We start from the raw sequence: 23,800 nt of genomic DNA, 5'->3' as shown, positions 1-23,800 counted from the left end.
TTTCCTTATTAAGAGTGATTATTTCCCCAGCCAGCGAACTAAACGACCTGCGGCATGACCCACAAAGAACGAGAGCAGGAGAAGTCCAGTAACTTCGCTAAATAAGTCTTTATCGAAGTTTTGATACATGGCAACATCATCAGGCTGAAACAATATATATCCGGCACATTCCTGTACTGGGGTATCGGTTATTTGGCCTTCAGATAAGCAACGCATCGGGATTCCGTGATTTTTAAATTAGCCCTTCACATTAGGCAGTATGTATTTATCCCAAATCCAAATTGGAAGTGATTTCCCATGTTCGGACTGGATAATATAATAATTAACCTCAAAGTTATTGGTCATATTAAGCCTGAAAGTCGACGACTATATTTCGTGAAGGGTTTTCAGGGTCAGCGTCCAATATTAACTTGAGGTTACATGGAAACTGAATATCCGAGAACTGAGCGAATAGGGCGCCATCATCTTTCATCGAGATAGTTTTCTCTTCCATGCCCAGTTTCTGGATATTGTTGTCATCATTGACAAAACTTTTGGCAGGAACCAGATAATGTACCTGAGCAAATGAATATGGCTTGGGCGTTCCCGTCTTCTTGGAAATTCCTGACCCTTTTGTTACCGCTGAAGCTAATACAGTTAAACCAGACATGTTATTTCCTCTTTGTTATGAAAGTCCGCCAGTGCCAGGCGGTTGAATATATTTTCCTGATGGCCGTTACGATGCAGAACCATCATTTCAGAAGTCTTTATTTCCTCGGACTCGGCAGAATCTTGATATATCGGTGTGTTCAGCCTGTCCGGTATCTCGTGAAATTCAAGATGATTAGTCAGCTGATGAACCACTTGTTCAGCTGTCAGGCCAAGACAGTGGCGCATATAGTTAACCAGCTTGCCACACTGGGTAGAGCCGTTCTTGACAGCGTTCTCGACACTGGTCAAATAGGTACGCTTGTGTGTAGCAATCGTGCATTGTTCATCCTCGCAGATATGAGCAAGGGCAGGGTATGCACCCGCGATGTACTTATCTGGACTGGTCAGGGCGTCAAACGGGATAACCCTGTCCTTAGAGCGCAATTCCAGCTCCCAGCGAACCCAGTCAGGATACTGCTCTGACTTAAGCTGCTTGCCTTTTTCATATACCCGCAACATTTTTCCGGCGTCACGACTTCCGACATAGAACGAGCGTCCCAAGCTTGGAATCATGCCATAGCGCTTCTTGAGAGACTCCGTGTTGCCAGACTCTTTTACATAGTCACAAACCTTGGCCATATGACCCGATTCAATGTAGGAGTAAGAACAAGGGCGCCCACGGGTAATAAACTGGCCTTCCTCGGCTAACTCTCGGGCCGTATCGATGTTTTTCTTGCCAGCCAAATCATCGTAGGCAATATCAAGACGAGTGATTTTAGCGCCGGGCAGGGACTGTATAGCTTCCTGCATGGCCAGCATATCTAACGCCACACAGCCAGCTCCGGAGAAAGACACATAGCAGCCGTGATTCTTGGCCCCCCAAGCACACAAACCAGCTTGCTGACCGTTAACGAGAATATTGGCCGAATGTGGATAACCGGAAAAGCCACCGGGACGCAGCGAGTAAGTCCATTCATTCTCGTTTAGACCAAGGCCAAAATTGAGACGATTGACAAAGCGGTCAACCTCACCGTGACACAAAGCATCAACCGTATTCAGGCCAAAATGGTCGAGCAGATCTCGCTTGACCTCATGAAACTTGCGAGAGTCTTCACCCACAACAAATTCGGATTCTGACAGGTGACAGCGTAACTCTTTCGATACATCGAAATTCTGATGGCTATATCCGCAGGTCATCACATCGACCTCACCGGACTGGAAACTAAACGGTTTATAGACACCCTCAACCGCAATATCAGAGGAGGTCAACTCAACAATATGAACAGGGTATGACTTGTTGTTGGTTGACTCAGCCATAACACCAAAATCATCATCTGAACATTCAAGCGAGTTATGCAGACGCTTTAGTGATGCGCCCATTCTTGCCAGCTCAATAATCTGACCAAGCTCAGCCGGACACCACGTAAACGAGAGGTAATCAATTAATGATTTCATTATCAAAAACCCCCTCGTCATAAAGTAATTGCCAGTTGTCCGATGTCACTTGATGAAGCTCATAACCGGACGGGTAAAATTCAGCACCAATCTGATGCAGCTCTGCCAACGAGCGGAAATACTCAGGTTCGCCGCTGATAAAAGCGAACCCCGTACCGTCGTCGTTGATTTCGTAATAGAGCTGCTCAGACATGGTTAGACTTCCTTAGCCATTGCCCGTAGAACACCTAACGTCATACGGCAGTCAGCTAATGCACGGTGAGCCTTACCATCAACAACAACACTTTGTTGGACTGCTGCATTGGTCAAACGCTGCCAGCGATAGTTTTCATGGTATTCATCCCAGTCACCGTAAAATTCGGCATAGGCGAGCATGGCGCATTCAGCACTATCATCAATTGCATCAAGGTCAGTGATAACGTCATTAAGCTTGTAGCCAGCACGATATGTAGATTGAGAAATCAATCGAGTGTCATAAGCCGCGTTATAGATAACCACACAACGACCAGCCAACAACGTCACAACATCTTGATAAATCTCAAACCAAGATGGTGCATCAGCGACCATTTCGTTAGTGATGCCGTGAATTGCTGTAGCATCGGCAGGAATCGGACGAGTTGGCTTAACCAGCGTATCCAGCAATACAGTGCCTTGCGCATCAATAACTGAGAACTCACAGATTTCCGCCTCAGAGTAAAGGCCAGTGGTTTCGGTATCCAAAATCAAGCAGTTCGAATCAAGCCATTGTTTTGCCAGTTGAGCAGGTGATTTGCCGTTCATATGCATTCAATCCAATACCTGTAAGAGATTGAAATCGAATATAAACACGATTCATCGTGTGTGCAATACACGAAATTTCGTGATTAAAGCGCTATGATATACGCTAGGAGGATTTTTTTATGTACGCAAATTACCTGTTAGATAGCTATAAAAAGGCCATGAACTACGTACAAGACAAGCAGATTGCCCATGATTTGAATATTCCGCAGCAGAGAATCTCTGAAATGCGCAAAGGCAAACGCTATATCTCTGATAGTGAAGCTGTTTTTATGGCGGAACATGCAAACATCGACCCGAGGGAAGCTTTGCTGGGCTGTCACAGTGACCGCAACGACAATCCGAAGCTGAAGCAGTTGTGGGCGGATATTGCAAAAAAGCTCAATAGCCAAGGAATTCAGGCGTTTAGCATGGCTTTTTTGGCGTCTGGCTTGGTAGTGACATCTGTACTTGGGAATATATATGAGTGCGCATTATGTATAGTAGGGTAAAATTCGTCGAAAGCCTTGTTTTAGGAAAGATGTGCAGTTAAGGCATTGACTAGGCGAGGGTTTTCGTATTTATCTTCCAATAAACCGTAAACAACATTTTGGTCGTCGATTTCTAATAGGTCGGCGATTTGAAAAGCAATTTCCCATTCCATTGAGTTTATTTCGTTACGCCATTTGCTTAAACGAGAACGACTTACACCCAGCTTTTGAGCAAGTTTATAGTCAGAAGCTAGGGAATACTTATCCTTAACTAAGTCTAATAGTTCATTTGTATAAGTCATTCTGAATCCAAAATATCCCAATGATTGTTAAATTCTAGGCGATCATTTTGGTCATATCTATAGTTTCCGTGAGGTTGACGCTTCCTTTAAGTTGACTAATCCTAATAGTGCACATGCAAACACTTGCTTATTGGGAGATAAGATTATGGAAAATCAGCAACATATTGTCACCAGTCCGATACATCGACCCTGTCCGGATATGGCAGGCTGTTCGAACCCCGACCCGAAACTACTCAAGAAATCCCTCGCTGCCATTGAACAGCTAAGGGAGAAATTCAATTTTAAGACCGCCGAGGAGCGTCAGGCCGAAGAGGTCGAATACAAGCACTACATCGCGGGCATTGGGTTAGGGGGGGCGCAATGAAATATTCAGACTTAGTTTCACAAAAAGGGCTATTTAAGTACGCATATCGCGCTGAACGCGCAGCCAGCAATGATCGAGCTTCGTCTGCGCATACAGCGCTGTTTCTAGGAATCAACTTTGCGTATGCCGAGGCAATGCCGGAACTTATGCTGACGCGGTTATTTAAGGCAATTGGTTCCGCAAATAAGGTAGCTATCAATAAAAGAAAACCTGACTTCGAGCAGTCGGAAAAGCTCACGGCGGCCCTAGAGAAGTTTCACGGTGTCGAAGGGGGTGCGCTATGAAAGCTCAGGCCCAAGTTATCCGTATAGGTGACAGATTTTTCTATGCCTTTGGCAAAGACGAGCGTGTGTTAACCGCTTGGAGCCTCAGAGGTGGAAAGCTGTTCTTTAATTCATCCGCTGCCGAAAAAATAACGAAGCAACTGGAAGCTAAAGGCAAAAAGCCAGAACTACTAATCGTTGCGTTGGAGGTGGAGCTATGATGTTTGCAGACTTCAACACTAAATACCTCCTGCTGACAGACGGAGAAAACCTTCAGGTCATCTTCGCAGTTCCAAAGGACGAAAGCCCATTGCCGCCTGATATAGAAAAAGAAGCCTTGGAACTAACACCAAATTCCGCAAGGGCGTTTATTGCAGACGGTATCCCGGTTCAATTCTGGAATAAGTGCCTTGTTCCCGTTCAACAGATTAATGATTCAATTCAAAGAATCCCAAAGCAAGTGACCAAAGCCCCTTCGGGGGCGGCGGTTTCTGCTATGCCGCTACATGAGGTAACCATTCCGCTAGACAAGGCAGTAACGGCTGACTTCATGTCAAAACATGCTCTTGATGAGTGGAAAGAGTCGCTATCACTGGCTAAATATCGTCGCCTAGAGGGAGACCGTGAAGGTGCGGCTTTCTTCCTCAATGATGCCGCTGAGTTTCGCCGTATCTTTGCCGCCTTCCGTCAGGCAGTTAACGTGATGGGGGGCCTGTAATGGAGTCTTTCGGTTTTGGCTGGTTCGCCTTCGGTTGGTTTATAGCCTGCTTTTTTGGTTGGTTAGGCGGACGAAATGAAAAACCCAAGGAAATTGCACCTTATGAATTCGGGGATGCGATTTTTTATGCATGGGCCGTTGTCGGTGTGATGAGTTGGATTATGGGGGCGATTCATGCTCCAAACTAATGAATTGCTGTATGTGGCTGGCGCTGTCCAGCCCCATGACCAGACTCTCACCAATCAAGCCGCTTATGATAGCGGTTTTTTAGGATTCCATTTTTGTGGCCCGCAACCCGAAGGGGCCATTTCATCGCAGGCTATTTCACCCGCTTGGGCGCTTGAGCGTTCCGGCCGGGAGGTCGATTTTCTTGCCGAGATGCAAAAAGCGCACGAACGCTCTTTGCCGAAAGTTAATGCCGAACACCTCCGCGAAGCGGCGGCACGCAGGGCCGGGAACAATAGGCTTGTCCAAGGGCGCAAAAGTCCGACACACCCACAACAAGCCCAATTAGACAAGATTCTGCGACAGGAGCGTAAGCTACAGCGCGGTGATACCGTACTGGTAAGTACAGAGGCCGCCTACAATCATGAAACCCTGTACGCGCTTTCTGGGGGCGAGAATTGCGCCCGTGTTTTGTCGCCCAAAGGCCGGGCCAAGGTCGTTGAGCCCAAAATCACCCCGAACATGGTTCGACTGATGCAGCGGGATTGGTCGGGACAATGCAAACTCCAGTTCTACACCCAGACCCCGAGCAGCGGTGCGCCGGCTCCGCAGGAAGGTGACCGCTACACCGAGAAACTGACCAAGCGGGCGGTCAGCAAGATTTTTGAATCCGGTGCTTACGTTGCTACCTGTCACGGCGGTTTCTGTACCTTCCTGACCCTGACATTTTCCAAGGAGCAGCGTCACCGGATTATGGGCGGTGTGGTCGAGGGCGATGCCGCCCCGTATTGCACCTTACCCAAGCCGCCACTGCCAGCCAGTAAAACCCGCGGCCCGCGCTCGATGCTGTCGGGCCGTCCGCAGCTCAAATGTACCGACGGCACCAATACCCCGGTCAAAATCCGGCGCAACATGGCACCGAGTGTCGAAGACATTGCCGGACCCTATTGCTATATCGATACCGAAGCCGCAGACCCCGCGGCAACCGTCGATATTCTGGATGACGGCATGGTCAAGGTCATGAACCAAGGCGGCGAGATTGCCGGGCCATATACCCCGATATTCCTCAAGCCGGAACAAGAGTTCACTATCACCAAAGAAGCCGAGACTACTATCGGCCGCGAAGTTTCACGGTTCCTCGACGGGGCAAAGAAAATGTATCAGCGCGGTTGGGTTGCCAGCCATACCGTCGAGACAAACCCCGAAACAGGCTTGAAAGAGTGCAACAAGACGGAGAAACATGTACCCGGCCACAGCAAACCCAGCGAGTTCGGCCCCACGGAGGACACCGCCGATTTTCATTATATCTGGGTGGCAGAATGCCCGGCCAACGAGGACGGCGAACCAAATCCCCATGTTCACGTTTTGCTTAACTGGGCAGTGCCTGAGCCCTTGTTCCCGGCATGGGCGCAACGGCTCGAAAAGCTGTGGGGCAATGGGTTTGCCCACTTGGAGCGAATCCGCAAGCCGATGGCCGCAGGCTCTTACATCATCAAGGCGGTGGGCTATGCCGCCAAGGGCGATAACGCCGACCAAGGCCTGATAAAGGGCAACCGTTACAACATTGCCCAGTGCAGCCGTGCTCCGGCATGGGATTGTCTTGCCAGCTTCGAGGCCGACAACATCACCGCCATTATCAAGGAATGCGGCTACAAGCTGGAGCAGTGGCGCAAACCGCTAAACCGCCGACTCAAGCGGCTTGAAAAGCAAATAGACCAAACCATCAAGGCCAAAGCGATAGCAAAACAAGCCAATAAACCCGAGCAGGCCGTCAACAAGCTGACCGCCCGGATTATCCGGCTTGAGCACCAAGCGAAGGCGGTCCGGGACCAAACCAAAAGCCGGGAGGTCTACGCCCACACCAAGAACATTTTTTGTCTGTCATTCGATGGCGAGCAGGCCGAAACCAGAGCCTATGATTTTCTGCTCTGGGCGGCTGGGGCACGCGGTTGGTCAATGACCCCCGTGACCGTGGATGACAATACCGAGTACGTCGAATCAGTCAGCGAGGCCAAGGCCATCGCCCGCAGCGAGTTTGCCAGCCAGTACCGACGGTTTGAAGACAAGCGGGCCTACTGGCACAGCGTACTGACTGACCCGCTGATACCACCGGAAAGTGATATCGAGGCTGAGCACGCCAAGCATATGCGTGTTCGCCATGAATACGAACAATGGAAAGTAGTCTAAGGGAACCAAACGAAATGGATAAATTGAAGCAGATAACGTCTGAGCTAGGCAAGGAAGTCGACAAGGCCAAGGGCAGCATGATGGCAGGCAAAATCATGGCCCCGCTGCGCTTGGTGCTGGCATGGATGAACGGCGTTAACGAAAAATTGAGTGAGCTGGAGCAAAGGGGGAAACATGGCTAAGGACGTAAACGGCTGGCCCGTTCGTAAAAGCACCAACCCGACACTGGGCGGTAAGCGCTGCCGCTGTGGCAATGTGATAACAGTCCACCAAGCCCGCGGCAAACGGGGAAAGTTCCTGTATACCACCTGTGATATCTGCGGTACCGACCAGCGTACAGGCAAGCGTCTACAGGACAACTGGTCACAATATTTCGCCACCATGGATGAATTGCTTGCCAGCGAGCAAGCCGACACGGAGCCGTTAACCGATGGGCATCAAGACGAACCCGAAAGCATCACTGAAAAAGCATCGAAGACACTGCCAGAAACAGGCAGTGAAAGCCGCGATTCTGAAGAAAAGGCGCCTTCTGACACTGAGGCAACAAGCCGAACAGCAACCGCCCCCCAAACCGAAACTAAACCGTGGTGGGCAATTGTCCGCGGCATCGTTCTGGGCGCAATTTGCGGCGGTGCTATCGCCCGTTTTTAAACAAACATAAACCAAAGGAAATAGGTATGGAAACTAAAGACCAAGCCGTAAATGACGCCGAACTGGACGGTAACCCGGTTATCGAGAGCCATTCAGAGCAAGACGAAAAGGCATTTTTGTCAACGCTGGCCGATGACAACGAAGACTTTGACCCGGCATCGATTAAGGCCAAAGAAGAGAGCCAAAAAGCAGAAACCGAAGCGGCGGCCGGAATGGTGTTTATCGGTCTGATGACCGTAGAGCAAACCATGAAAGCCATGATACACCCGGACTTTGCCTTTGACCCGGAGCAGGCCGAGAGCGTTGCCTATAAGGTTGCGCCGCTCATTGTGAAATACGGTGGCAATCCGCCGCCTTGGCTGGCGGCCTACATGGATGAAATCATGGCTGTTGCCGCTATTGGTATGCTCGGCTTCTCCAGCTGGATGCAGGTCAAGCAGCTCAAGGCTGCCGATATTGCCGACGCCAAGGAAAGGACCAAGCAGGCCGCCAACGATGACCAGCAACAGGAGGCCGCTTAGACCATGGAGCCCGTCAACAACAATAACAAGCTGAATAATAACCATGCGTATGTCGTTGGCATGTCGGGCTCCGGTAAATCTTCACTGGCAAAGAAACTGCTGATTAAACCAACCGACCAGGTCGTAATTTATGATCCCAAGCGCGAATATGACGGCAGGCTACAAGGTCGTGTCGTTCGCGTTTATAAAGACCTGCGAAGTTTCGCCAGTGCGGCAATCGCCGGACGAAAAACACGCCAAGGTTTCAAAATTGCTTATCAGCCCAAAGAGATGAGCGCCAAGGACTTTGACGCGTTCTGCAAAGTCGTTTGGAGCGTGGGTAACGGCAAGCACCTCAAGCCTGTTAAGGCCATTCTTGAGGAGGTGGCCGAGAACTCAACATCTCCGGGTAAAGCCACTGGCTACCACGGGAAATTACTGAGGCTAGGGCGCTCTTACAATATCCACACGATTAACCTGTTCCAGCGTGGGCAGGAGGTGTCGAAGACCATTATCGATAACTGTGAATTTGGGTACCTTATGAAGACCAAGACCCCCAAGAGCCGAAAGTATCTTGAAGATTTGACCGGAATTCCGGTTAACGAGCAAAGTTTGCTTGATAATTTCGACTACATTAAACAGGTCGGCACAGATACAGAGAAAGGGCGTATTCGCTGGTAGCACTGTTAGGATAATTAAGGATATATCACGGAATTACCATCCAACAAGAAACTACAATAGACATCCAGTTGCTTAACTGTAAGCCTGTGTGTCTATTGTTGACTCTTGTTTAAGGGAGGGGGCGTGATTACTCAAGCCATTAGTCAAATATTTATTCCAGATACAGATGAGACTGTTAATACTTCAACCTATCTGGATAAGCCTGAAGAAGAGTTGTTTGAGATTAGAAGAAAGCTAAGACCAAAAGTAAAAGAGTTAACCCTTTTATGTCCAACTTGCTTTCAACCCCTAATCCTTGCCGGAAAAAAGGGGGGCGGCTTTTACTTTAGACATGTAAAAGATTCTGACGACTGCCCAATAAAAACCACCTGCAATCTTACTCAAGAGCAGATGCTTGCCATTCAATATAACGGCCAAAAAGAAGGGCGAACGCATAGGGATAACAAGCACGAATTGGCTAACTTATTAAGCATGGATAGTGCCTTTGAGGATATTAATGTTGAGAAAACATTCCGAGAGGAAAACCCGACAGGGATTGCCAAATCATGGCGCAGACCAGATGTAGCAGCAACATACATTGCCGCAAATCAAAAGGTTGCTTTTGAGTTACAAGTATCAACGACGTTTATTGATGTAATCATAAGCCGTGAGCAATTTTACAAAGAAAACAATGCGTATATTGCTTGGGTTTTCCTTAATTTTGAAGCGAGGACATTCTCTGAACTAGACATTGCTTATGCTAATAGGGGGAATGCATTAGTCTTTGATAAAGACGCCATAGAAGCCAGCAAACAAGCTAATGAGCTTATACTGAAGTGTTTCTACAAGAAGCCGGAAATCATTGAGGATAGTGACACTGTATACATAAATGATTACTGGGAACATGTCATGGTCCCAGTAAGGGAGCTTCAATTCGATAAAGCAGAAGGCAAACTATATTTCGTTGATTCAAAGCAGCTAAAAAAAGATGCTGAATCGTTTGTAATGAAGCGTAGGGCGGAAATACGACAGCAAAAAGAAGCTGAAGCAGAAGCGCTGAGACAGCAACAATTAAAAGAAAAAGAGCTGAGAGTTCAAGCGAGGGCAAGCCTTTCTTTTATAGTAAAAGAAAACCCTCCAATTCACTCTAAACCAAAGACCCCTTCAGAGCGGCGCAAGCGCCTCAAGGAGACACTATCTACTCGGATATTTAATACTCTTGAGAAGTCAAAAAGCTTAGATAGCCTGTGCTGCCCCAAATGTAATAATAACGATAGCTTTTACTATAAAGCCTGCTTTGTTTACTGTCAGGTTTGCCGAAGCGAAGTTAAGTATTGATATTGGCATTCCTAATGTGAGTTAAATCAAATTACTTTAAGCCCGTAGACCTATAGGTTTACGGGCTTTTTTTCGTTTGCCTTAAAGCCGAATCGCTTGCTTTTCTGTTGGGCAATTCATCACGTTCAACAACAGAGAGCAAATAACATGAGTGCAAAAACGAAAGGCTATGTGATTACGGCTGTAATTGCCGGATTGGTCGCCGCTGGCATGATTTGGGCATCCAACAATGTCGACGCCGTCGAAGATGCCATTGGCTAAGGGGAAAACATGGAATTACTGAATACTCCTTTTGCCCCGCGCCCCAAAGAGCTTGACCCGGTAGAGGGTGTCGGCTGGGGCAACCGTGCATCATTGCGTCTGGTTGCTGGCCCGACATACCACAGTATCGAGCTGGTGACCGATATTCTCGACCCCAAAGATATCGAGCGCGTCGAAGTAACGCTAAACGGTTCGCCCAAGTACAGCGTCAGCGGCGAAACACTGGTCGAATTGCAGGCCCACCGCAAGAACTACGCCCAGCCGGGGCGCTATATCCTGTCATTCGGTGACCCGACGCTGCGGACCAAAATCGGCGTCCGCCAGACCGACCTTGTCACCTTGGGCGGTGAAATCTGGTTTGTCTATATCACCCTGAAAAGCAAGCCTGCTGTAGATGAAAACGGCAAGCAAATTCTGCCGCCGTCTATCCGTGCCCGTGCCCACGTACTGCCTGCACAGAGCGTGCGTTATTACATGCCGCGCCTGTATGAAATCACTTGGCATGCTGCCGCCACTGGCCGCACCCCGTTTGATTTCTCCGAGCGCAGCCCGGCCTTAAACCTCAAGCGCATCCATTTCAAGGATAACTCTATCGAGCGTGTCCGCGTCCTGCGTGACGACTACGAAGAGTTGAACGTTATCAAGGAAGATAACGCGTTTGATTTGGCCCAGTCGAAAAAAGAGCAGTGTGCGGGCTGGTTCAGCCTCGATTTTATCCGCTACGGCTTCGGTGCCGACGGCATGCTCAATACGGCGGCCCGCAAGCAGCTGGCCTTCGAGCTGGACAAAAACGCCGTGGGCAGTGTGCCGGTGATTGTCGAGGCAGTGGAGCAGGTGAACGCATTGCCGCAAGCGGCATAAGGGGCGGGAGATATGCTTGACAGCTTAGGTGAAAGCTTGGGCGGCCTGACCGATTCGATTCTCGGCGGTGGTGAAAAACTTATCGACTCTTGGTTTGACAACGAGGCCGACAAGGTCGCGTCGGCCGCACCGGAAGAAAACCGCACCACCACCCACGAGGAGCCAGCGCAGCAACCGACCGGGCAGCCAATCTACCCGGTGAACGCCATGCCGACCAACCTGATGTTCGGCGGCTTCGCGCTGTTGATGCTGCTCATGTTCCTGATGCTAAGGGGGAAATGATGCCATTACTATTCTGGCCGTTGCTCGCTGGCACCGTGGGCTTTGTCGGCGGGTTGTTCACGGGTGAGGCGTTCAGCCGCACCCTCAAAATTCTGGTTGCCGTTGTGATGGGCCTCTGGCTCTACAACATCGTGTGGGGGAAGCGGTAATGATGGGAATTCCGGGCATTACCAATTCCGGCTCGATGCCGATTAACGCGGGCGGCGGGGCTGCCGGGCCATCCGGTGTTAAAGCCAATAACGAGTCCGGCTTTCGTGTCGGTGATATCAACATGGGCGGCGGCAGCTCGAACCTGTTGCTGCTGCTGGTTGTTGTCCTCGTGGGTATGTGGTTTCTGATGGGCAAGGGGGGCTGATGCGTTTTCAACTGATACGGCCCAACCGTGCCGACATCAATGCCCAGTTTGCTTTGTTGCGTCCGGCGTTCAACGGGGTGAATCAGGCCAAGGCGGAGTTTGAATTTTGCTGCGATGCAGTAAGGCGCAAACAGGCCAGTCTGTATCACCTCAAGGGTAAAGGCGTCTCGGTCCGCTTTGTGGGCATGGTCACGGATGACAATAGCTACCTGATTCTGGCGATGACCGGGCGCGGGCTGGTTGCGGCCGCCCCGACAATTATTGAGGCGGTGAAATCGCAGGGCTACCGCCAAATCAAATATCACACCGTGCGCCGGGGGATGACTCGTATCCTCACGCGATTCGGGTTTTCAATTACTGACAAGACGGCCCATGACACCGTGTTGTCCTTATTGTTGGAGGGCGACTGATGGGAGGCAGCGGCAAAAGCTCAAGCAAGAACACCACGACCACAACCAATACCAGCGGCCAGAACGCTATTGACGGTGATAACCTCGGCGTAGCGATTTCCGGTGTCAACGGCTCTAACATCAACGTCAATATGACGGACCACGGAGCCATGGCACGGGCTTCCGAGTTGGGCGAGCTGGCATTGACCAGCAACACCCAGGTGACCAAGGCGGCACTCGACAGCAATGCCGACGTGTCCAAAGCGGCCCTGAACATGGGCAAGGAGACCGTCGATTCGGCCATGGATTTCGGCCGCGATGCACTGGCCTCGAACGAGGCGGCACTCGGCAAGTCGTTTGATTTCGGCAGGGATGCCCTCAAGGCCAATGCCGAGGTGTCGAACAATGCGATGAAACATGTCAGCACAGCCCACGGTGAAAACCTACAGATGCTTGCCGGGCTGGCGGGCAACCAAGCGACACAGAATGCCGAGAACCTCGCGACCATTAAAGACCTCGCGGCGATAAAGGCCGACGGCGGTCAGGTTTCCACCTCCAAGCAGATGACCATGATGGTCGGTCTGATTTTCTTCTTCTTGGCCATGATGGCGATTTTCGGGGGTAAAAAATGACCTTCTACCGCGTAATGCAACCGCGCCAGCAGGAGCAGTTTCAGGCAATCGGGGAGTTCCTCTATATCGAGAGCTGTCCCGATAGCGTGCTCATCCGTACCGAACGCGGCGAATACCGCCTCAAGCCGGGCGCTCAAATCATCGACAGCCAGTTAACCGGACGGATTACGGTCGAGAACTTGGGCGAGGCTGGGGCAGTATCCATTATCTGCGGTTTCGGCCGCTATATCCCGCCGACGGACGGGCAGAAAGTCGATGTTACCCAGATGCCCGCGGTGGTGTTCGCACCGGGGCAGCAGGTTGATATTGCCAGCCCCGTGATGCTGGCAGACGGGCAGGTGATTGCTATCTCCCAACTGCCGAAAGTCCAGCTTGCCGACGGCCAGCAGGTGACCGTGTCACAACTTCCGGCTATCCAGCTGGCTGCCAATCAGCAACTGGCCGTAACACACTTGCCGGATGTAGCACTGGCTGCGGGCCAGCAGGTCGGGGTTACCGAACTGCCCAAGGTCAAACTGGAGACCGGGCAAGCGGTCCGCGTCTACGCTACCACGCCGCTACTAACCAAGCCTGTCGGCGGCGATAGCGTTGCCAGCCAAGTGCTGACGCTCTCTGCCGGGGCCGCGGTACTGGCAAAGAATACGTCACGCTGTCACGTTTTGGTCAAGGTGCCGACCACCAACACCCACGCCGTGACCCTCGGCAGTGACTGGGAGCTGACACCGGGCGAGCCGCTGAAACTGGAAACCACCGCCGAGCTGACCTTTGCCGGGACCGACGGCGATACCATTCAAATTATCGAGGTGAGCCGATGAGCACACTGAAAGATCAGCTGCCCGCGGGCAGCGCACGCAACAAGATTGAGTTTCTGGCCGAGCTAATGGAAATGACCGTTGCCGAGCTGTACGAGAAAATCGCCGGGCTGGGCGGGGCCGAAAACCTGCTGGTCAATCCGAAGTTCAATGAGGGCTGGACCTCGCAGTCTGGTGCCTTGGCGCACATGGTCCGCAGCATGCACATGACCGCAGGCGTGAAGCCGGATTTGTCCCTGACCGTGGGCAACGGCCGCGGCTCGATGCTGGTTACCAATGGCTGGGCCATGGAAGTGCCTTTTGACAAGACCCAGAGCTATCCGGCACTGGTTGCCAACGGCCGCCCGATGAGCTGGAAGCAGACCGTAGACCGGGAAAGCGGCGCGTTACAAGTACTGTGCCGGGACTTTACCCTGTATCAGGTGGTCACGGTGCCGATGAACGGCATGGACCATACAGCACTGAAAGGGCGCTTCACCCTGACCGGGGTGAAAGGTTCGACGGTCACCGTGGGGATTGCCAAGCTGAGCCCCTACAGCAACAGCATGGTCTTGAGCTGGCGATATGGCGAAAACACCTATGTCATGGACAAAGACCATCATATCGATGAACCGATTACTGTAGAGACCAAAAGCGTTGATTTATACCAGTATGCCCGTTCCGGCCCCGGTATGTTTGCGCTGTTCCTCAAGGTCGAAAACGGCGGCAGCGCGTACATCTATGACGCGGCGCTCTGGCATAGCGGGGTGCATGGTGACAGTCCGGCCCGGTTTATCAATCGCCGCCAGCCTGACAGTTACGGCCATTTCATTGACAGCGACCCCTTATCCGGCGCTGCCAAGTTTGAAACGGTGGCCCCCAATACCATCAAGTACAGCTTCAACCGCCATTTTCCGTACATGTACGACCCGCGGCAGCATCTGATTATCAACTGCCGGGACTACAAGAGTGCCAAGGTGACGGACATCAAGCCGGATTCGTTCACCATCGAGTTTAGCCAGGCGGACTACACCAAGCTGAACGGGATGGGCGACTTCGGGTACAACTTCTGGCTGCAATACAGCTCGATGCCTGTCGGGCTCGGGTTCTACCGATGAAATGGCTGTTGGCGTTGGCCCTCGTATTACTTTGGCTCAACAGCCGCAAACAGGCCGCCCGTCCGGGTGGCCTTTCATGGCAACACCTCACAGGGATGACTGACACTATGGCATCAGGACAAAACCGCGGGATTCGCAACAACAACCCGCTCAATATCGAATACAGCAAGCGCAACAACTGGCGCGGGCAGGTCGGCAGCGACGGCCGTTTCTGCATCTTCGAGGATGATAAATGGGGCTTCCGGGCAGGCACCCGCGTGCTGCGCAGCTACCAGAAGCGCGGTATCAATACTATCGAGAGCATCGTGCATACCTTTGCCCCGAGCCACGAAAACGACAGCAACCGTTATGCCGATTTGGTTTCTAACTGGACAGGTTACGGCAAGCATGACTTGCTCGACGTGCGCAACGACAACACCGCCGCGGTACTGATTCAGGCCATGGCGCGGATGGAAGTCGGCCGCCGCTATACCATGGGTGAAGTCATGGAAGGAGTCGCGCTGGCATGAGTCCTATAACCAAAGTCATTGCAACCAAGATTGCCGTCAGCGTCGCCGGGATGGTTATCGGCGCGTATGCCATCAAGGGACTGCGTTCTGTGGGGTGGCTATGATTGGGCTGATCACCACACTGGTCTCGGGCGGCATCGGGCTTTTCCGGCAGCGGCAGGATAGGCGGGCCAAGGAGCAGGAACGGAAAGACCGTATCAGCGAGGCCAAGACCACCTCGACCATCCGGCGTATTGAGCAAGGTGATACCAATGCCGCCAAGCTCGACGAGCTGAGTATTGCCCAGCGTGGTTGGAAGGACGAATATCTGCTGGTCATTACCACCGTACCGCTGGTGTTGTCCTTTGTGCCGGACTATGCGCAATATGTGGCGCTCGGGTTTGAGGCGCTCAATACCATCCCGGAGTATTACTGGTACGGCTTGGGCATGGTCTATATCGACACGTTCGGCTTCCGGCGCATGGTGCGCGTGGCGGTCGAGCGCTGGATTGAGCAACGGTTCGGGAGCGGCTGACAATGGCAGAATTACTGAAAGAGCTGGCAAGCATGGGAATATCGCCTGATAGCGTGGTCATGCTGCTGTTTCTGTACCGGATGGACAAACGCCTGACGATACTGGAGACGGTCTGGAAACAGATAAACGCCAAAGCCGCCTGACTCAGGCGGCTTTTTCATGCCCGGAGGCTAGGGAAGTCGGCTCGCACGTTTGGCCCGTGCCTTGCGATAAGCCTTCTTCTTTTCTTTTGTCACGGTGTCACTTTGTATATCTTTAATCCGGCGACCACCGCGGAACGGCAACGGCGTGACCACATTTGAACGTGCCGGGATATAGTCCAGTTCATACATTCGTTTCAGGGCATGATACTCATCAAACCTCAACGACCATGACATCAGTTCGCGGGGGCTGAACCGACGACCATCCGGGGTGACAATCACACAATACTGTTCATCAATGTGAAATCCAGTCCAGCGGGTATCATCCGGCAGGTAACCACGAGCACGGATAATCAGCAGCTTTTCAGCCATAGGATTCACATCAACTTCACCGGAAAGCCAGCGCTTGATGGTAACAGGCCGAACATGAAACCAAGCAGCAGCCTCAGGAATAGCCGTGAAATTCTGCCAAAACAGTTTTACAAACGATTCGTGGAGCATGATATACCTCGCAAAATTCATCGCTGTATAAAAGTTTATTCCGATTAATATGCGCAAATGCAATCGAGCATAGCTATCAATCGAAGCGAAAAGACATCAACGACACAAACCGTTTGCCGTGACCCGTTAATGAATACAGCTTTGCAAGGTTCTGATAAATCACGAAAATCCAATTTAAATAACTGTTTCCAAAGGATTTTTACCGATGAAAAACAAAGGTTTCCGGGGTGACTCAAGACTCGCCAAAATTTGTTAAAATTTAACCCTTCAGTACGCATTATGTATATTATGTTAAATAAGATGTTCGATATTTATATCCAAACAACTATTCCCTAACTCTCTTTCCCCTTTGCCTTTTTGCATTACTCTCTTTGCTTTTCTAATACTGTACAATTTAACAGTATTGGTAATTTACCATAAAATAGGTAATTAACACCTATTTTTAAGCACTGCTGCAAATGTTCAGTTTGCCTGGTGATTCAAAATCAGCTGTTAATTACAGCTTGGTTTAATCAAACCAAGCTAGTTATTTTTAGTTTGAACAAAAAAGATGACGCTAAGCGTTTTTATAAGCCTAGCGTCTTTTTAATCTACTCAGTCGTGGCTAACGCCTGGTATTTGTTGAGCATGGCATTTAGTTCTGGCGTTAGAATCGGCTTTGCCAAGAATCCATCCATACCAGCTTTTCTGTATTCGACTTGATCTGAATGCATTGCATTAGCCGTTAATGCAATAATCGGTATGTTTATATTTTTCTGTCGTAACTGTTTAGTTGCCTGAAGCCCATCCAGCACTGGCATCGAAATATCCATTAGCACAATGTCAAACTGATGCTGGTTATTCTCAAGTATATCGAGCGCTTCTTTACCGTTATTGGCAATCACCACTTGATGGCCTCGTTTTTCCAGCATTAGCTTAGCAACTAATTGGTTTGTGTTACTGTCTTCTGCTAACAGTATACTTAGCGAATGATCAAGGCTGTTTTCTATAACAGGCTCATAAAGCTGTGATTCATCAAGCGCCTGCGTTATCGGTATATAAACAGTAAAACAACTGCCTTTGTGCAGTGTACTCTCTAACGTTATCTTTCCGTTCATTTTATCAATCAAATGTTGGCTAATTGCCAAACCAAGACCCGTGCCGCCATACCGCCTTGTAATGCTGCCATCGGCTTGAATAAACGGATTGAATAAGTTTCTTTGAGCTTCTTGCGAAATACCTATGCCTGTATCTGTCACTGCTATCGATACATATTGGTTGTCTCGCTTAACATCAACAGAAACGGAACCTTGGTTGGTGAACTTAATCGCATTTCCTATCAGATTGAACATTACCTGAGATATCCGGTTTTTATCACCGACCATCTTCTTGGGAACCGATGGCGATATATTTACACTCAGGGCTATATTCTTTTTAACCGCTTGCTCATGCAGTTGGCTTGCAACGAGATTAATACTCTCATCCAATTGCATTTCTGTATTATAAAGCTCAAAGTTACCCGATTCGATTCTTGAAAGGTCAAGAATATCATTGATAATCGTTAACAATAGCTGAGCTGATTGATCCATTTGGTTAACCCAGCGAGCCTGCTCTTTGCTCAACCCGGATTCCGCCAACGTATCCATAAAGCCCAAAACCGCATTTAAGGGGGTTCTTATCTCATGGCTCATCATTGCCAAGAATTGCGACTTGGCTTTATTCGCCGACTCCGCTTGTTTTCTGGCTTCCTGAAGTTCAAAAAGCCGTTTTTTGCGGTTTGTAATATCTTTTGCCGTTCCCCTGTAGCCTAATAGTTTTCCTTGCTTTGAGAAGTACGGAGTTCCGCTAAAACTAATCCATAACCCCCCTTCACTCTCTGGCAACTGCCACTCGAGATCTTCAAAAGGTTCTTTCATCCCAAACTTTATTTTTAGTTTTTTCTTTAACGCCTCTTGCTCGTCAAATATATCGAGGATGCTGTCATTATCGACAACATGGTTGGCAAGATTCGGTGACGATATATAAGTAAACCGTAAATCCGTATCGACTTCCCAAAACCAATCACCAACCGTTTTGGCAAAATCTTTAAACCGCTGCTGGCTGTGAATAAGCTCCTGAGTTCGTGCCGTTACTAACGATTGTAGCCTCTCACGGTAATCAATATCGATAATAGCCCGTTCAAGTAATGGTCTGAATCGCTCAAGTACCCGTCGGCATTGGGGTGAAAACTGTCCGCGCTCTGAATGCAGGAATAACAATACTGCATCGCCTGAACTGACTTTAACTCCTGTTAGCAACACAGAATGGCAATACTGAAACATCTCATGCGGTAGCCCCTGAAACTCTGATACCTGGCTTGGAGCAAACAGCGCAATGCTTTCCCCGTTCATCGAACGAACAAACGTATTGCCGACTGGCCAGGTACTTGACTCGAAAAAACGACACGTTGTAACAAGTTCCTGCAATGGTGCATTCTCGTCTTCTCTCGTTAAGACCAACGCATGTTCGAAGCCGATGTACTTTCGTAATACCGACAATAAGCCATTGAAAACTTGTCTTTTGCTGTTGGCACCAGCCATGGCTGACATACCTGCCAGAATAGCGGCATTTTCATCCCGAAGCTGCTTTTCGCGTTCCTGACTTCGCAACAGATCAAGCAATGTCTCTTGAAGTTTTTCTGATTCAATGCCTGGCATTAACTAGTCCCTATGAAATAAAACTGCGGATATCATGAGGTTCCCGTGTGCATTTTCACCACCGACAAACTGTCCCTGTTCACCAAACGTAAAGGGGCAGACAAATGGCGTATGATGCATTGCTTTATTCACGTACTGTGCCACTTCTTCCATCCTGTCTTGTACCTGTAACATACAACCCGCACAATAAATGGTAATTCCACCAATCGGGTCTAATTCCTGACTCGCACTACCGATGTCAAAGGCGGAGTCGATTACCCTGCCCGCCCGTGTGATAAGCCGCTCTTCTGTACCCTCCATAAAGAACAGCTCTTCACCTTCTTCAACGTTTGCAAACAGTTCGATTCCGCCTCTTTGTGTCACTTTTAACGGATGTGACAACTTGAAGTACGGTAAGCCGTGAACTTTGCCAGCAATTCTTCCTAGCGGATTTAAACAGCTTCTCGAAACTATGCTATTTTCACCTGAGAGTGGCTGACCAATCCATTCCTGGTAAATTTCTATAGCGGGCCTGTGATTAAGCTCGATTAATTCTCGCCCCTCTGTGCGCGTTGCAATCGCACTCGTTCCTAAACTGGCATAACCGGAGTGGAATGAGTAACTAACGTTGCAAGAAGGATAAAAGACACAGAGCCCAACCCCCTCTTTACACCGTTGTTCGTGGGTAAACAGTTTCCACTTCCCTCTCACATGATCGTCCGCCGCACTCCCGCCAATAATGGGCACAGGAATACCCAGCTCATCTTCTATACCTTGTATAACTTCTTCTTCATGCCCAGGGCTAGAATGAAGCAAAATCAATGCCGGAAGTTCTCCAGGGCGACCGCTGTTCTCAATCGCACGTAAAAGCGCTTGGCGCGCCATGTCATACGGACTTTGATTTGTTGAAACGATCGCACTCCCGAATGCACCTTCATAATCACACATCGCCCACAAGGCAATGCCTTCACCGCGATTATACCCTTCATCTGTCATTACGCCCTGACACGAGGAGCATCCAAGTATCTGAGAATTAGGAAATTCAGCCGCCAACACTTGCTGGATAAACTGCTCATCATAGTGTTCGGAAAAATAAGCAAGAATCAGCTTGGGGTTGATGATTTTACTTTTTAGTTTGCGAATTGCATCCGAAACAGCATGTTCTGCAGCATGGAAAGCAGAAAAACTTGTGGCTATATCCATATTTTCATATTTATTGTTATGAGTTGCTCTCATCATAGACATTTTTGCTTTTGTAATCAGCAAACTGATACCATTTTTATGGTTTTGTGGCTAAAGTCAGACTGCTAATGACCGCTAAACTATACAATTACTTATTTTGGAATGATGAAGGGAAGCATGACTAGCAAAGTCGTTATGGTAACAGGCGGTGCCAGGGGCATTGGTCGGGGCATTTGTGAAATGCTGGCCTGCAAAGAAGTTATCGTTGTTGCGGTAGATATTGATGAAGAAGCCGGTTTTGAGTTGGTGGCACACAACCCTATGATCCGTTTCCGCCAAGCGGATGTTACCCGCGAGAACGAAGTTGCTGCTGTGGTAGAGGAGCTACAGTCACAGTTTGGCAGACTTGATGGTCTGGTTAACAATGCTGCCATTGCTAACCCCTATAACGCACCTGTCGAATCCCTGGAAATGCATGATTGGGATCGGATCATAGCGGTTAACCTAACCGCGCCTATGCTAGTGACAAAATTATGTCTCCCTCTGCTTAAGGCATCTAAAGGTGCTATTGTTAATATCAGCTCAACCCGTGCAAAACAGTCCGAGCCCAATACAGAAGCATATAGCGCATCTAAAGGTGGATTAGTGAGCCTTTCCCATGCACTTGCTGTTAGCCTTGGACCTGATGTCAGAGTAAACTGCGTATCACCTGGTTGGATTGATACAAGTAATGAAGAGCTACGAGATATCGATCACAGTCAGCATCTTACTGGCCGCGTCGGACACCCTGCGGATGTTGCGTCTATGGTAAAGTACCTATTAAGTACTAATGCAGGCTTTATCAGTGGTCAGAATTTTACTCTTGATGGCGGGATCACAAAAAAGATGATATATGCTGAATAAACATGAAATGATAGGCTTGAGCCATCAAGCCTATGAAACGATCAGTTTCCAATAAAAAGTGACTAATTAACAGTCACTTTTGTACAGTAAACTTTGCAATTATAGTCTCACTTCCCTGCTGCACCGTTATAGCCCACTCCATCGTGTCGTGAACACACTCAGGTACACTAAACGTGCCTACCCAGTGATCGGTTTGTTGCTCAAATATGACAGGAATGGTCCCCATAAACATATCGACACCTTCTATTTTAGCAACTGGTTTTACATTTGTGTTACTAATTCGTAGAGTGACTTCCGAATTAGCGACTACAGGATATGGGTTTACTGATAACCCGAGCTTTTTATTTGAACCATCAACAGCACAATATTCTGCTGTGATCTGGCACTTGGTAGCACTATCATCTATGGATATGTTTTCTTCATAGGTGACTGTTCTCCATACAAATGCCGTTATTAATACTGCCATCAAGATTAAAATCTGGATTAATCTTGCCTTTGTTAACTTCTCCGCAGCCATGATTTACCGTGCTTCCCGTGTTACAGAGTTCAAACTTTTCACATAAATGTTGCTTAACCGTAAACATTGTGTGGGCTTAACTCTGTCAATCACTTGTTAAGTAAAGTATTATGTGCAGTGAAAATGCCACTTTTACAACAAAATAGCAATTTAAATGCTGAGTTGTTTAAAAAAACAACATGGCAGTTAAGTAAGCTTTGGGTGGCATTGCGACAACTTGTTGTTCGCACAAGGAAAGAGAGTGTAGTTGAACAATTCAAATTGGAAGCATGCAACATGAGCCAAGTAAAGCAGCTTGAACAAAACTACAACTATACGGTCGTTCGTCAATTCACCCTGGTCACCATACTATGGGGAATTGTCGGAATGGGCGTTGGTGTATTGATTGCCGCTCAACTGGTGTGGCCGGCGCTAAACTTCGACCTACCTTGGTTGACATACAGCCGTTTGCGTCCACTGCATACCAATGCAGTGATTTTCGCATTTGGTACTAGTGCACTATTTGCTACGTCTTATTACGTAGTACAGCGCACATGTCAAACAAGGCTATTCGGTGGAAAGTTAGCATCGTTCACCTTCTGGGGTTGGCAAGCCATCATCCTAGCAGCAGCTATTTCGCTGCCAATGGGATGGACATCTGGTAAAGAATACGCAGAACTGGAATGGCCGATTGATATCGCGATTGCAGTTGTTTGGGTATCCTATGCCATTGTCTTTTTCGGTACCATGATCAAACGAAACACGTCGCACATTTATGTTGCGAACTGGTTCTTTGGTGCCTTCATCTTAACGGTAGCTGTCCTTCACATTGTGAACAGCATGGCTATCCCTGTATCGATGACTAAATCGTATTCGATTTATTCCGGTGCTGTGGATGCGATGATTCAATGGTGGTATGGACACAACGCAGTAGGTTTCCTACTGACAGCCGGTTTCCTGGGTATGATGTACTACTTCGTACCTAAGCAAGCAGGCCGTCCGGTATTCTCCTACCGTCTGTCTATCGTACACTTCTGGGCGCTGGTATCTCTGTATATCTGGGCTGGTCCTCACCACTTGCACTACACAGCCCTGCCTGACTGGACTCAGTCTCTTGGTATGGTGATGTCTCTGATCCTGTTTGCTCCTTCTTGGGGTGGTATGATCAACGGTATCATGACGCTGTCGGGTGCATGGCACAAACTACGTTACGATCCAATCCTACGATTCCTGGTTGTTTCATTGTCTTTCTACGGTATGTCTACCTTCGAAGGTCCAATGATGTCAATTAAGACCGTAAACGCCCTTTCTCACTATACTGACTGGACAATCGGTCATGTTCACTCTGGTGCGTTAGGTTGGGTTGCAATGGTTTCTATTGGTGCCGTTTATCACCTAATTCCTAAGCTATTCGGTCAGGAACGTATGTTCTCTATCAAGTTGATCAACGTTCACTTCTGGCTGGCAACGATTGGTACGGTTCTTTACATCGTAGCAATGTGGATTTCAGGTGTGATGCAGGGTCTGATGTGGCGTGCGGTTAACACCGACGGAACATTAACCTACAGCTTCGTAGAATCTCTACAGGCTTCTTATCCATTCTACTTTGTTCGCTTCCTGGGCGGTGCAATCTTCCTTGCTGGTATGTTCCTAATGGCATACAACGCATATAAGACAATTGTTGCACCAAAAGAAAGCCTAAAAGCAACTGAGCAACCAGCATAAGGAGTTC

Annotated in this window: 35 protein-coding genes; 25 read left to right on the top strand and 10 right to left on the bottom strand. The window is 49.1% G+C overall.

Annotation, left to right across the window (positions count from 1 at the left end):
• Window positions 1–18: 18 nt before the first annotated feature.
• The 5 genes from EIZ48_RS23455 to EIZ48_RS23435 form a co-directional block, all read right to left on the bottom strand.
• Window positions 19–216, bottom strand: a complete 198-nt coding sequence (locus EIZ48_RS23455) for a hypothetical protein (RefSeq protein ID WP_160657111.1) — start codon at window positions 214–216, stop codon at window positions 19–21.
• Between the two features lie 130 nt (window positions 217–346).
• On the bottom strand, window positions 347–649 hold the full coding sequence (locus EIZ48_RS23450) for a CTX-RstB family phage integration protein (RefSeq protein WP_160657108.1): 303 nt from the start codon (window positions 647–649) through the stop codon (window positions 347–349).
• Window positions 637–2,085, bottom strand: a complete 1,449-nt coding sequence (locus EIZ48_RS23445; protein ID WP_160657105.1) for a replication initiation factor domain-containing protein — start codon at window positions 2,083–2,085, stop codon at window positions 637–639. The genes EIZ48_RS23450 and EIZ48_RS23445 overlap by 13 nt, the downstream gene beginning before the upstream one ends.
• Window positions 2,069–2,278, bottom strand: a complete 210-nt coding sequence (locus EIZ48_RS23440; protein ID WP_160657103.1) for a hypothetical protein — start codon at window positions 2,276–2,278, stop codon at window positions 2,069–2,071. The genes EIZ48_RS23445 and EIZ48_RS23440 overlap by 17 nt, the downstream gene beginning before the upstream one ends.
• A 2-nt stretch (window positions 2,279–2,280) precedes the next feature.
• Window positions 2,281–2,865: a 3'-5' exonuclease gene (locus EIZ48_RS23435; RefSeq protein WP_205298612.1), complete on the bottom strand. Its 585-nt coding sequence runs from the start codon at window positions 2,863–2,865 to the stop codon at window positions 2,281–2,283.
• A 119-nt stretch (window positions 2,866–2,984) separates the two neighbouring features.
• Between EIZ48_RS23435 and EIZ48_RS23430 the strand changes: the two genes are divergently transcribed.
• Entirely contained in the window at window positions 2,985–3,353 is a 369-nt protein-coding gene (locus EIZ48_RS23430) for a DUF3693 domain-containing protein (protein ID WP_160657097.1), read from the top strand.
• Window positions 3,354–3,373: 20 nt separating this feature from the next.
• Here EIZ48_RS23430 and EIZ48_RS23425 read toward each other — a convergent pair whose 3' ends face one another.
• The gene (locus tag EIZ48_RS23425; protein WP_160657094.1) at window positions 3,374–3,634 is read right to left on the bottom strand and encodes a transcriptional regulator; all 261 of its coding nucleotides are present in this window, start codon (window positions 3,632–3,634) and stop codon (window positions 3,374–3,376) included.
• Between the two features lie 145 nt (window positions 3,635–3,779).
• On the opposite strand from EIZ48_RS23425, the gene EIZ48_RS23420 reads away from it, so the two are divergent.
• The 22 genes from EIZ48_RS23420 to EIZ48_RS29115 all read left to right on the top strand — a co-directional run bounded on the left by EIZ48_RS23420 (window position 3,780) and on the right by EIZ48_RS29115 (window position 16,335).
• On the top strand, window positions 3,780–3,998 hold the full coding sequence (locus EIZ48_RS23420; protein WP_160657091.1) for a hypothetical protein: 219 nt from the start codon (window positions 3,780–3,782) through the stop codon (window positions 3,996–3,998).
• Window positions 3,995–4,282, top strand: coding sequence for a hypothetical protein (locus EIZ48_RS23415; RefSeq protein ID WP_160657088.1), 288 nt, complete (start codon window positions 3,995–3,997; stop codon window positions 4,280–4,282). The genes EIZ48_RS23420 and EIZ48_RS23415 overlap by 4 nt, the downstream gene beginning before the upstream one ends.
• Window positions 4,279–4,482, top strand: coding sequence for a hypothetical protein (locus EIZ48_RS23410; RefSeq protein WP_160657085.1), 204 nt, complete (start codon window positions 4,279–4,281; stop codon window positions 4,480–4,482). Before EIZ48_RS23415 ends, EIZ48_RS23410 begins: the two co-directional genes overlap by 4 nt.
• Window positions 4,479–4,979, top strand: coding sequence for a hypothetical protein (locus EIZ48_RS29130; RefSeq protein ID WP_192928712.1), 501 nt, complete (start codon window positions 4,479–4,481; stop codon window positions 4,977–4,979). Before EIZ48_RS23410 ends, EIZ48_RS29130 begins: the two co-directional genes overlap by 4 nt.
• Window positions 4,979–5,167, top strand: coding sequence for a hypothetical protein (locus EIZ48_RS23400; protein WP_160657082.1), 189 nt, complete (start codon window positions 4,979–4,981; stop codon window positions 5,165–5,167). The genes EIZ48_RS29130 and EIZ48_RS23400 overlap by 1 nt, the downstream gene beginning before the upstream one ends.
• The gene (locus EIZ48_RS29125; protein ID WP_192928711.1) at window positions 5,154–7,331 is read left to right on the top strand and encodes a hypothetical protein; all 2,178 of its coding nucleotides are present in this window, start codon (window positions 5,154–5,156) and stop codon (window positions 7,329–7,331) included. Before EIZ48_RS23400 ends, EIZ48_RS29125 begins: the two co-directional genes overlap by 14 nt.
• 14 nt (window positions 7,332–7,345) lie before the next feature.
• Window positions 7,346–7,513 carry a hypothetical protein gene (locus EIZ48_RS29120; protein ID WP_192928710.1) on the top strand — a complete coding sequence of 56 codons (168 nt, stop codon included), beginning with the start codon at window positions 7,346–7,348 and terminating at the stop codon, window positions 7,511–7,513.
• Window positions 7,506–7,982, top strand: a complete 477-nt coding sequence (locus tag EIZ48_RS23390) for a hypothetical protein (RefSeq protein ID WP_160657079.1) — start codon at window positions 7,506–7,508, stop codon at window positions 7,980–7,982. The genes EIZ48_RS29120 and EIZ48_RS23390 overlap by 8 nt, the downstream gene beginning before the upstream one ends.
• A gap of 26 nt (window positions 7,983–8,008) precedes the next feature.
• The gene (locus tag EIZ48_RS23385; RefSeq protein ID WP_160657076.1) at window positions 8,009–8,503 is read left to right on the top strand and encodes a hypothetical protein; all 495 of its coding nucleotides are present in this window, start codon (window positions 8,009–8,011) and stop codon (window positions 8,501–8,503) included.
• A gap of 3 nt (window positions 8,504–8,506) precedes the next feature.
• Window positions 8,507–9,163 carry a type IV secretory system conjugative DNA transfer family protein gene (locus EIZ48_RS23380; protein ID WP_160657073.1) on the top strand — a complete coding sequence of 219 codons (657 nt, stop codon included), beginning with the start codon at window positions 8,507–8,509 and terminating at the stop codon, window positions 9,161–9,163.
• A gap of 123 nt (window positions 9,164–9,286) precedes the next feature.
• Window positions 9,287–10,480: a DUF6035 family protein gene (locus tag EIZ48_RS23375; RefSeq protein WP_160657070.1), complete on the top strand. Its 1,194-nt coding sequence runs from the start codon at window positions 9,287–9,289 to the stop codon at window positions 10,478–10,480.
• A 270-nt stretch (window positions 10,481–10,750) separates the two neighbouring features.
• Window positions 10,751–11,602, top strand: a complete 852-nt coding sequence (locus tag EIZ48_RS23370; RefSeq protein ID WP_160657067.1) for a major capsid protein P2 — start codon at window positions 10,751–10,753, stop codon at window positions 11,600–11,602.
• Window positions 11,603–11,614: 12 nt separating this feature from the next.
• A complete protein-coding gene (locus EIZ48_RS23365) occupies window positions 11,615–11,884 on the top strand; it encodes a hypothetical protein (protein WP_160657064.1) in 270 nt (89 codons plus the stop codon).
• Window positions 11,881–12,033 carry a hypothetical protein gene (locus EIZ48_RS23360; RefSeq protein WP_160657061.1) on the top strand — a complete coding sequence of 51 codons (153 nt, stop codon included), beginning with the start codon at window positions 11,881–11,883 and terminating at the stop codon, window positions 12,031–12,033. Before EIZ48_RS23365 ends, EIZ48_RS23360 begins: the two co-directional genes overlap by 4 nt.
• Window positions 12,033–12,239 carry a hypothetical protein gene (locus EIZ48_RS23355; protein ID WP_160657057.1) on the top strand — a complete coding sequence of 69 codons (207 nt, stop codon included), beginning with the start codon at window positions 12,033–12,035 and terminating at the stop codon, window positions 12,237–12,239. The genes EIZ48_RS23360 and EIZ48_RS23355 overlap by 1 nt, the downstream gene beginning before the upstream one ends.
• Window positions 12,239–12,649 (top strand): hypothetical protein, encoded by a 411-nt coding sequence (locus EIZ48_RS23350; protein WP_160657052.1) that lies wholly within the window; start codon window positions 12,239–12,241, stop codon window positions 12,647–12,649. The genes EIZ48_RS23355 and EIZ48_RS23350 overlap by 1 nt, the downstream gene beginning before the upstream one ends.
• On the top strand, window positions 12,649–13,260 hold the full coding sequence (locus tag EIZ48_RS23345) for a chemotaxis protein (protein ID WP_160657049.1): 612 nt from the start codon (window positions 12,649–12,651) through the stop codon (window positions 13,258–13,260). Before EIZ48_RS23350 ends, EIZ48_RS23345 begins: the two co-directional genes overlap by 1 nt.
• Before the next feature lie 179 nt (window positions 13,261–13,439).
• Entirely contained in the window at window positions 13,440–14,075 is a 636-nt protein-coding gene (locus tag EIZ48_RS23340; protein WP_240153074.1) for a hypothetical protein, read from the top strand.
• Window positions 14,072–15,169 carry a hypothetical protein gene (locus EIZ48_RS23335; RefSeq protein WP_160657046.1) on the top strand — a complete coding sequence of 366 codons (1,098 nt, stop codon included), beginning with the start codon at window positions 14,072–14,074 and terminating at the stop codon, window positions 15,167–15,169. The genes EIZ48_RS23340 and EIZ48_RS23335 overlap by 4 nt, the downstream gene beginning before the upstream one ends.
• Entirely contained in the window at window positions 15,166–15,678 is a 513-nt protein-coding gene (locus EIZ48_RS23330; protein ID WP_192928709.1) for a virion protein, read from the top strand. Before EIZ48_RS23335 ends, EIZ48_RS23330 begins: the two co-directional genes overlap by 4 nt.
• Before the next feature lie 100 nt (window positions 15,679–15,778).
• Window positions 15,779–16,192 (top strand): hypothetical protein, encoded by a 414-nt coding sequence (locus EIZ48_RS23325; RefSeq protein WP_160657044.1) that lies wholly within the window; start codon window positions 15,779–15,781, stop codon window positions 16,190–16,192.
• A gap of 2 nt (window positions 16,193–16,194) precedes the next feature.
• A complete protein-coding gene (locus EIZ48_RS29115; RefSeq protein WP_192928708.1) occupies window positions 16,195–16,335 on the top strand; it encodes a hypothetical protein in 141 nt (46 codons plus the stop codon).
• 27 nt (window positions 16,336–16,362) lie between these two features.
• Here EIZ48_RS29115 and EIZ48_RS23320 read toward each other — a convergent pair whose 3' ends face one another.
• The 3 genes from EIZ48_RS23320 to EIZ48_RS23310 form a co-directional block, all read right to left on the bottom strand.
• Window positions 16,363–16,833, bottom strand: coding sequence for a phage protein (locus tag EIZ48_RS23320; protein WP_160657041.1), 471 nt, complete (start codon window positions 16,831–16,833; stop codon window positions 16,363–16,365).
• A 590-nt stretch (window positions 16,834–17,423) separates the two neighbouring features.
• Window positions 17,424–19,508: an ATP-binding protein gene (locus EIZ48_RS23315; RefSeq protein ID WP_160657038.1), complete on the bottom strand. Its 2,085-nt coding sequence runs from the start codon at window positions 19,506–19,508 to the stop codon at window positions 17,424–17,426.
• Window positions 19,509–19,511: 3 nt separating this feature from the next.
• A complete protein-coding gene (locus tag EIZ48_RS23310) occupies window positions 19,512–20,690 on the bottom strand; it encodes an FIST signal transduction protein (RefSeq protein ID WP_160657255.1) in 1,179 nt (392 codons plus the stop codon).
• Window positions 20,691–20,846: 156 nt separating this feature from the next.
• Here EIZ48_RS23310 and EIZ48_RS23305 point away from each other — a divergent pair, with 156 nt between their 5' ends.
• Window positions 20,847–21,572 (top strand): SDR family oxidoreductase, encoded by a 726-nt coding sequence (locus tag EIZ48_RS23305; protein WP_160657035.1) that lies wholly within the window; start codon window positions 20,847–20,849, stop codon window positions 21,570–21,572.
• Window positions 21,573–21,645: 73 nt separating this feature from the next.
• On the opposite strand, the gene EIZ48_RS23300 is transcribed toward EIZ48_RS23305, so the two are convergent.
• A complete protein-coding gene (locus EIZ48_RS23300) occupies window positions 21,646–22,089 on the bottom strand; it encodes a hypothetical protein (RefSeq protein WP_160657031.1) in 444 nt (147 codons plus the stop codon).
• Between the two features lie 276 nt (window positions 22,090–22,365).
• Between EIZ48_RS23300 and ccoN the strand changes: the two genes are divergently transcribed.
• Window positions 22,366–23,793 carry a cytochrome-c oxidase, cbb3-type subunit I gene (gene ccoN, locus EIZ48_RS23295; RefSeq protein WP_075768020.1) on the top strand — a complete coding sequence of 476 codons (1,428 nt, stop codon included), beginning with the start codon at window positions 22,366–22,368 and terminating at the stop codon, window positions 23,791–23,793.
• The last annotated feature ends 7 nt before the right edge of the window (window positions 23,794–23,800 follow it).

Source organism: Photobacterium alginatilyticum (genome assembly GCF_009910675.1).
GTDB lineage: Bacteria > Pseudomonadota > Gammaproteobacteria > Enterobacterales > Vibrionaceae > Photobacterium > Photobacterium alginatilyticum.
Note: the sequence above shows the minus strand (reverse complement) of the source record. Positions and strands in the feature narration are given on the sequence as shown.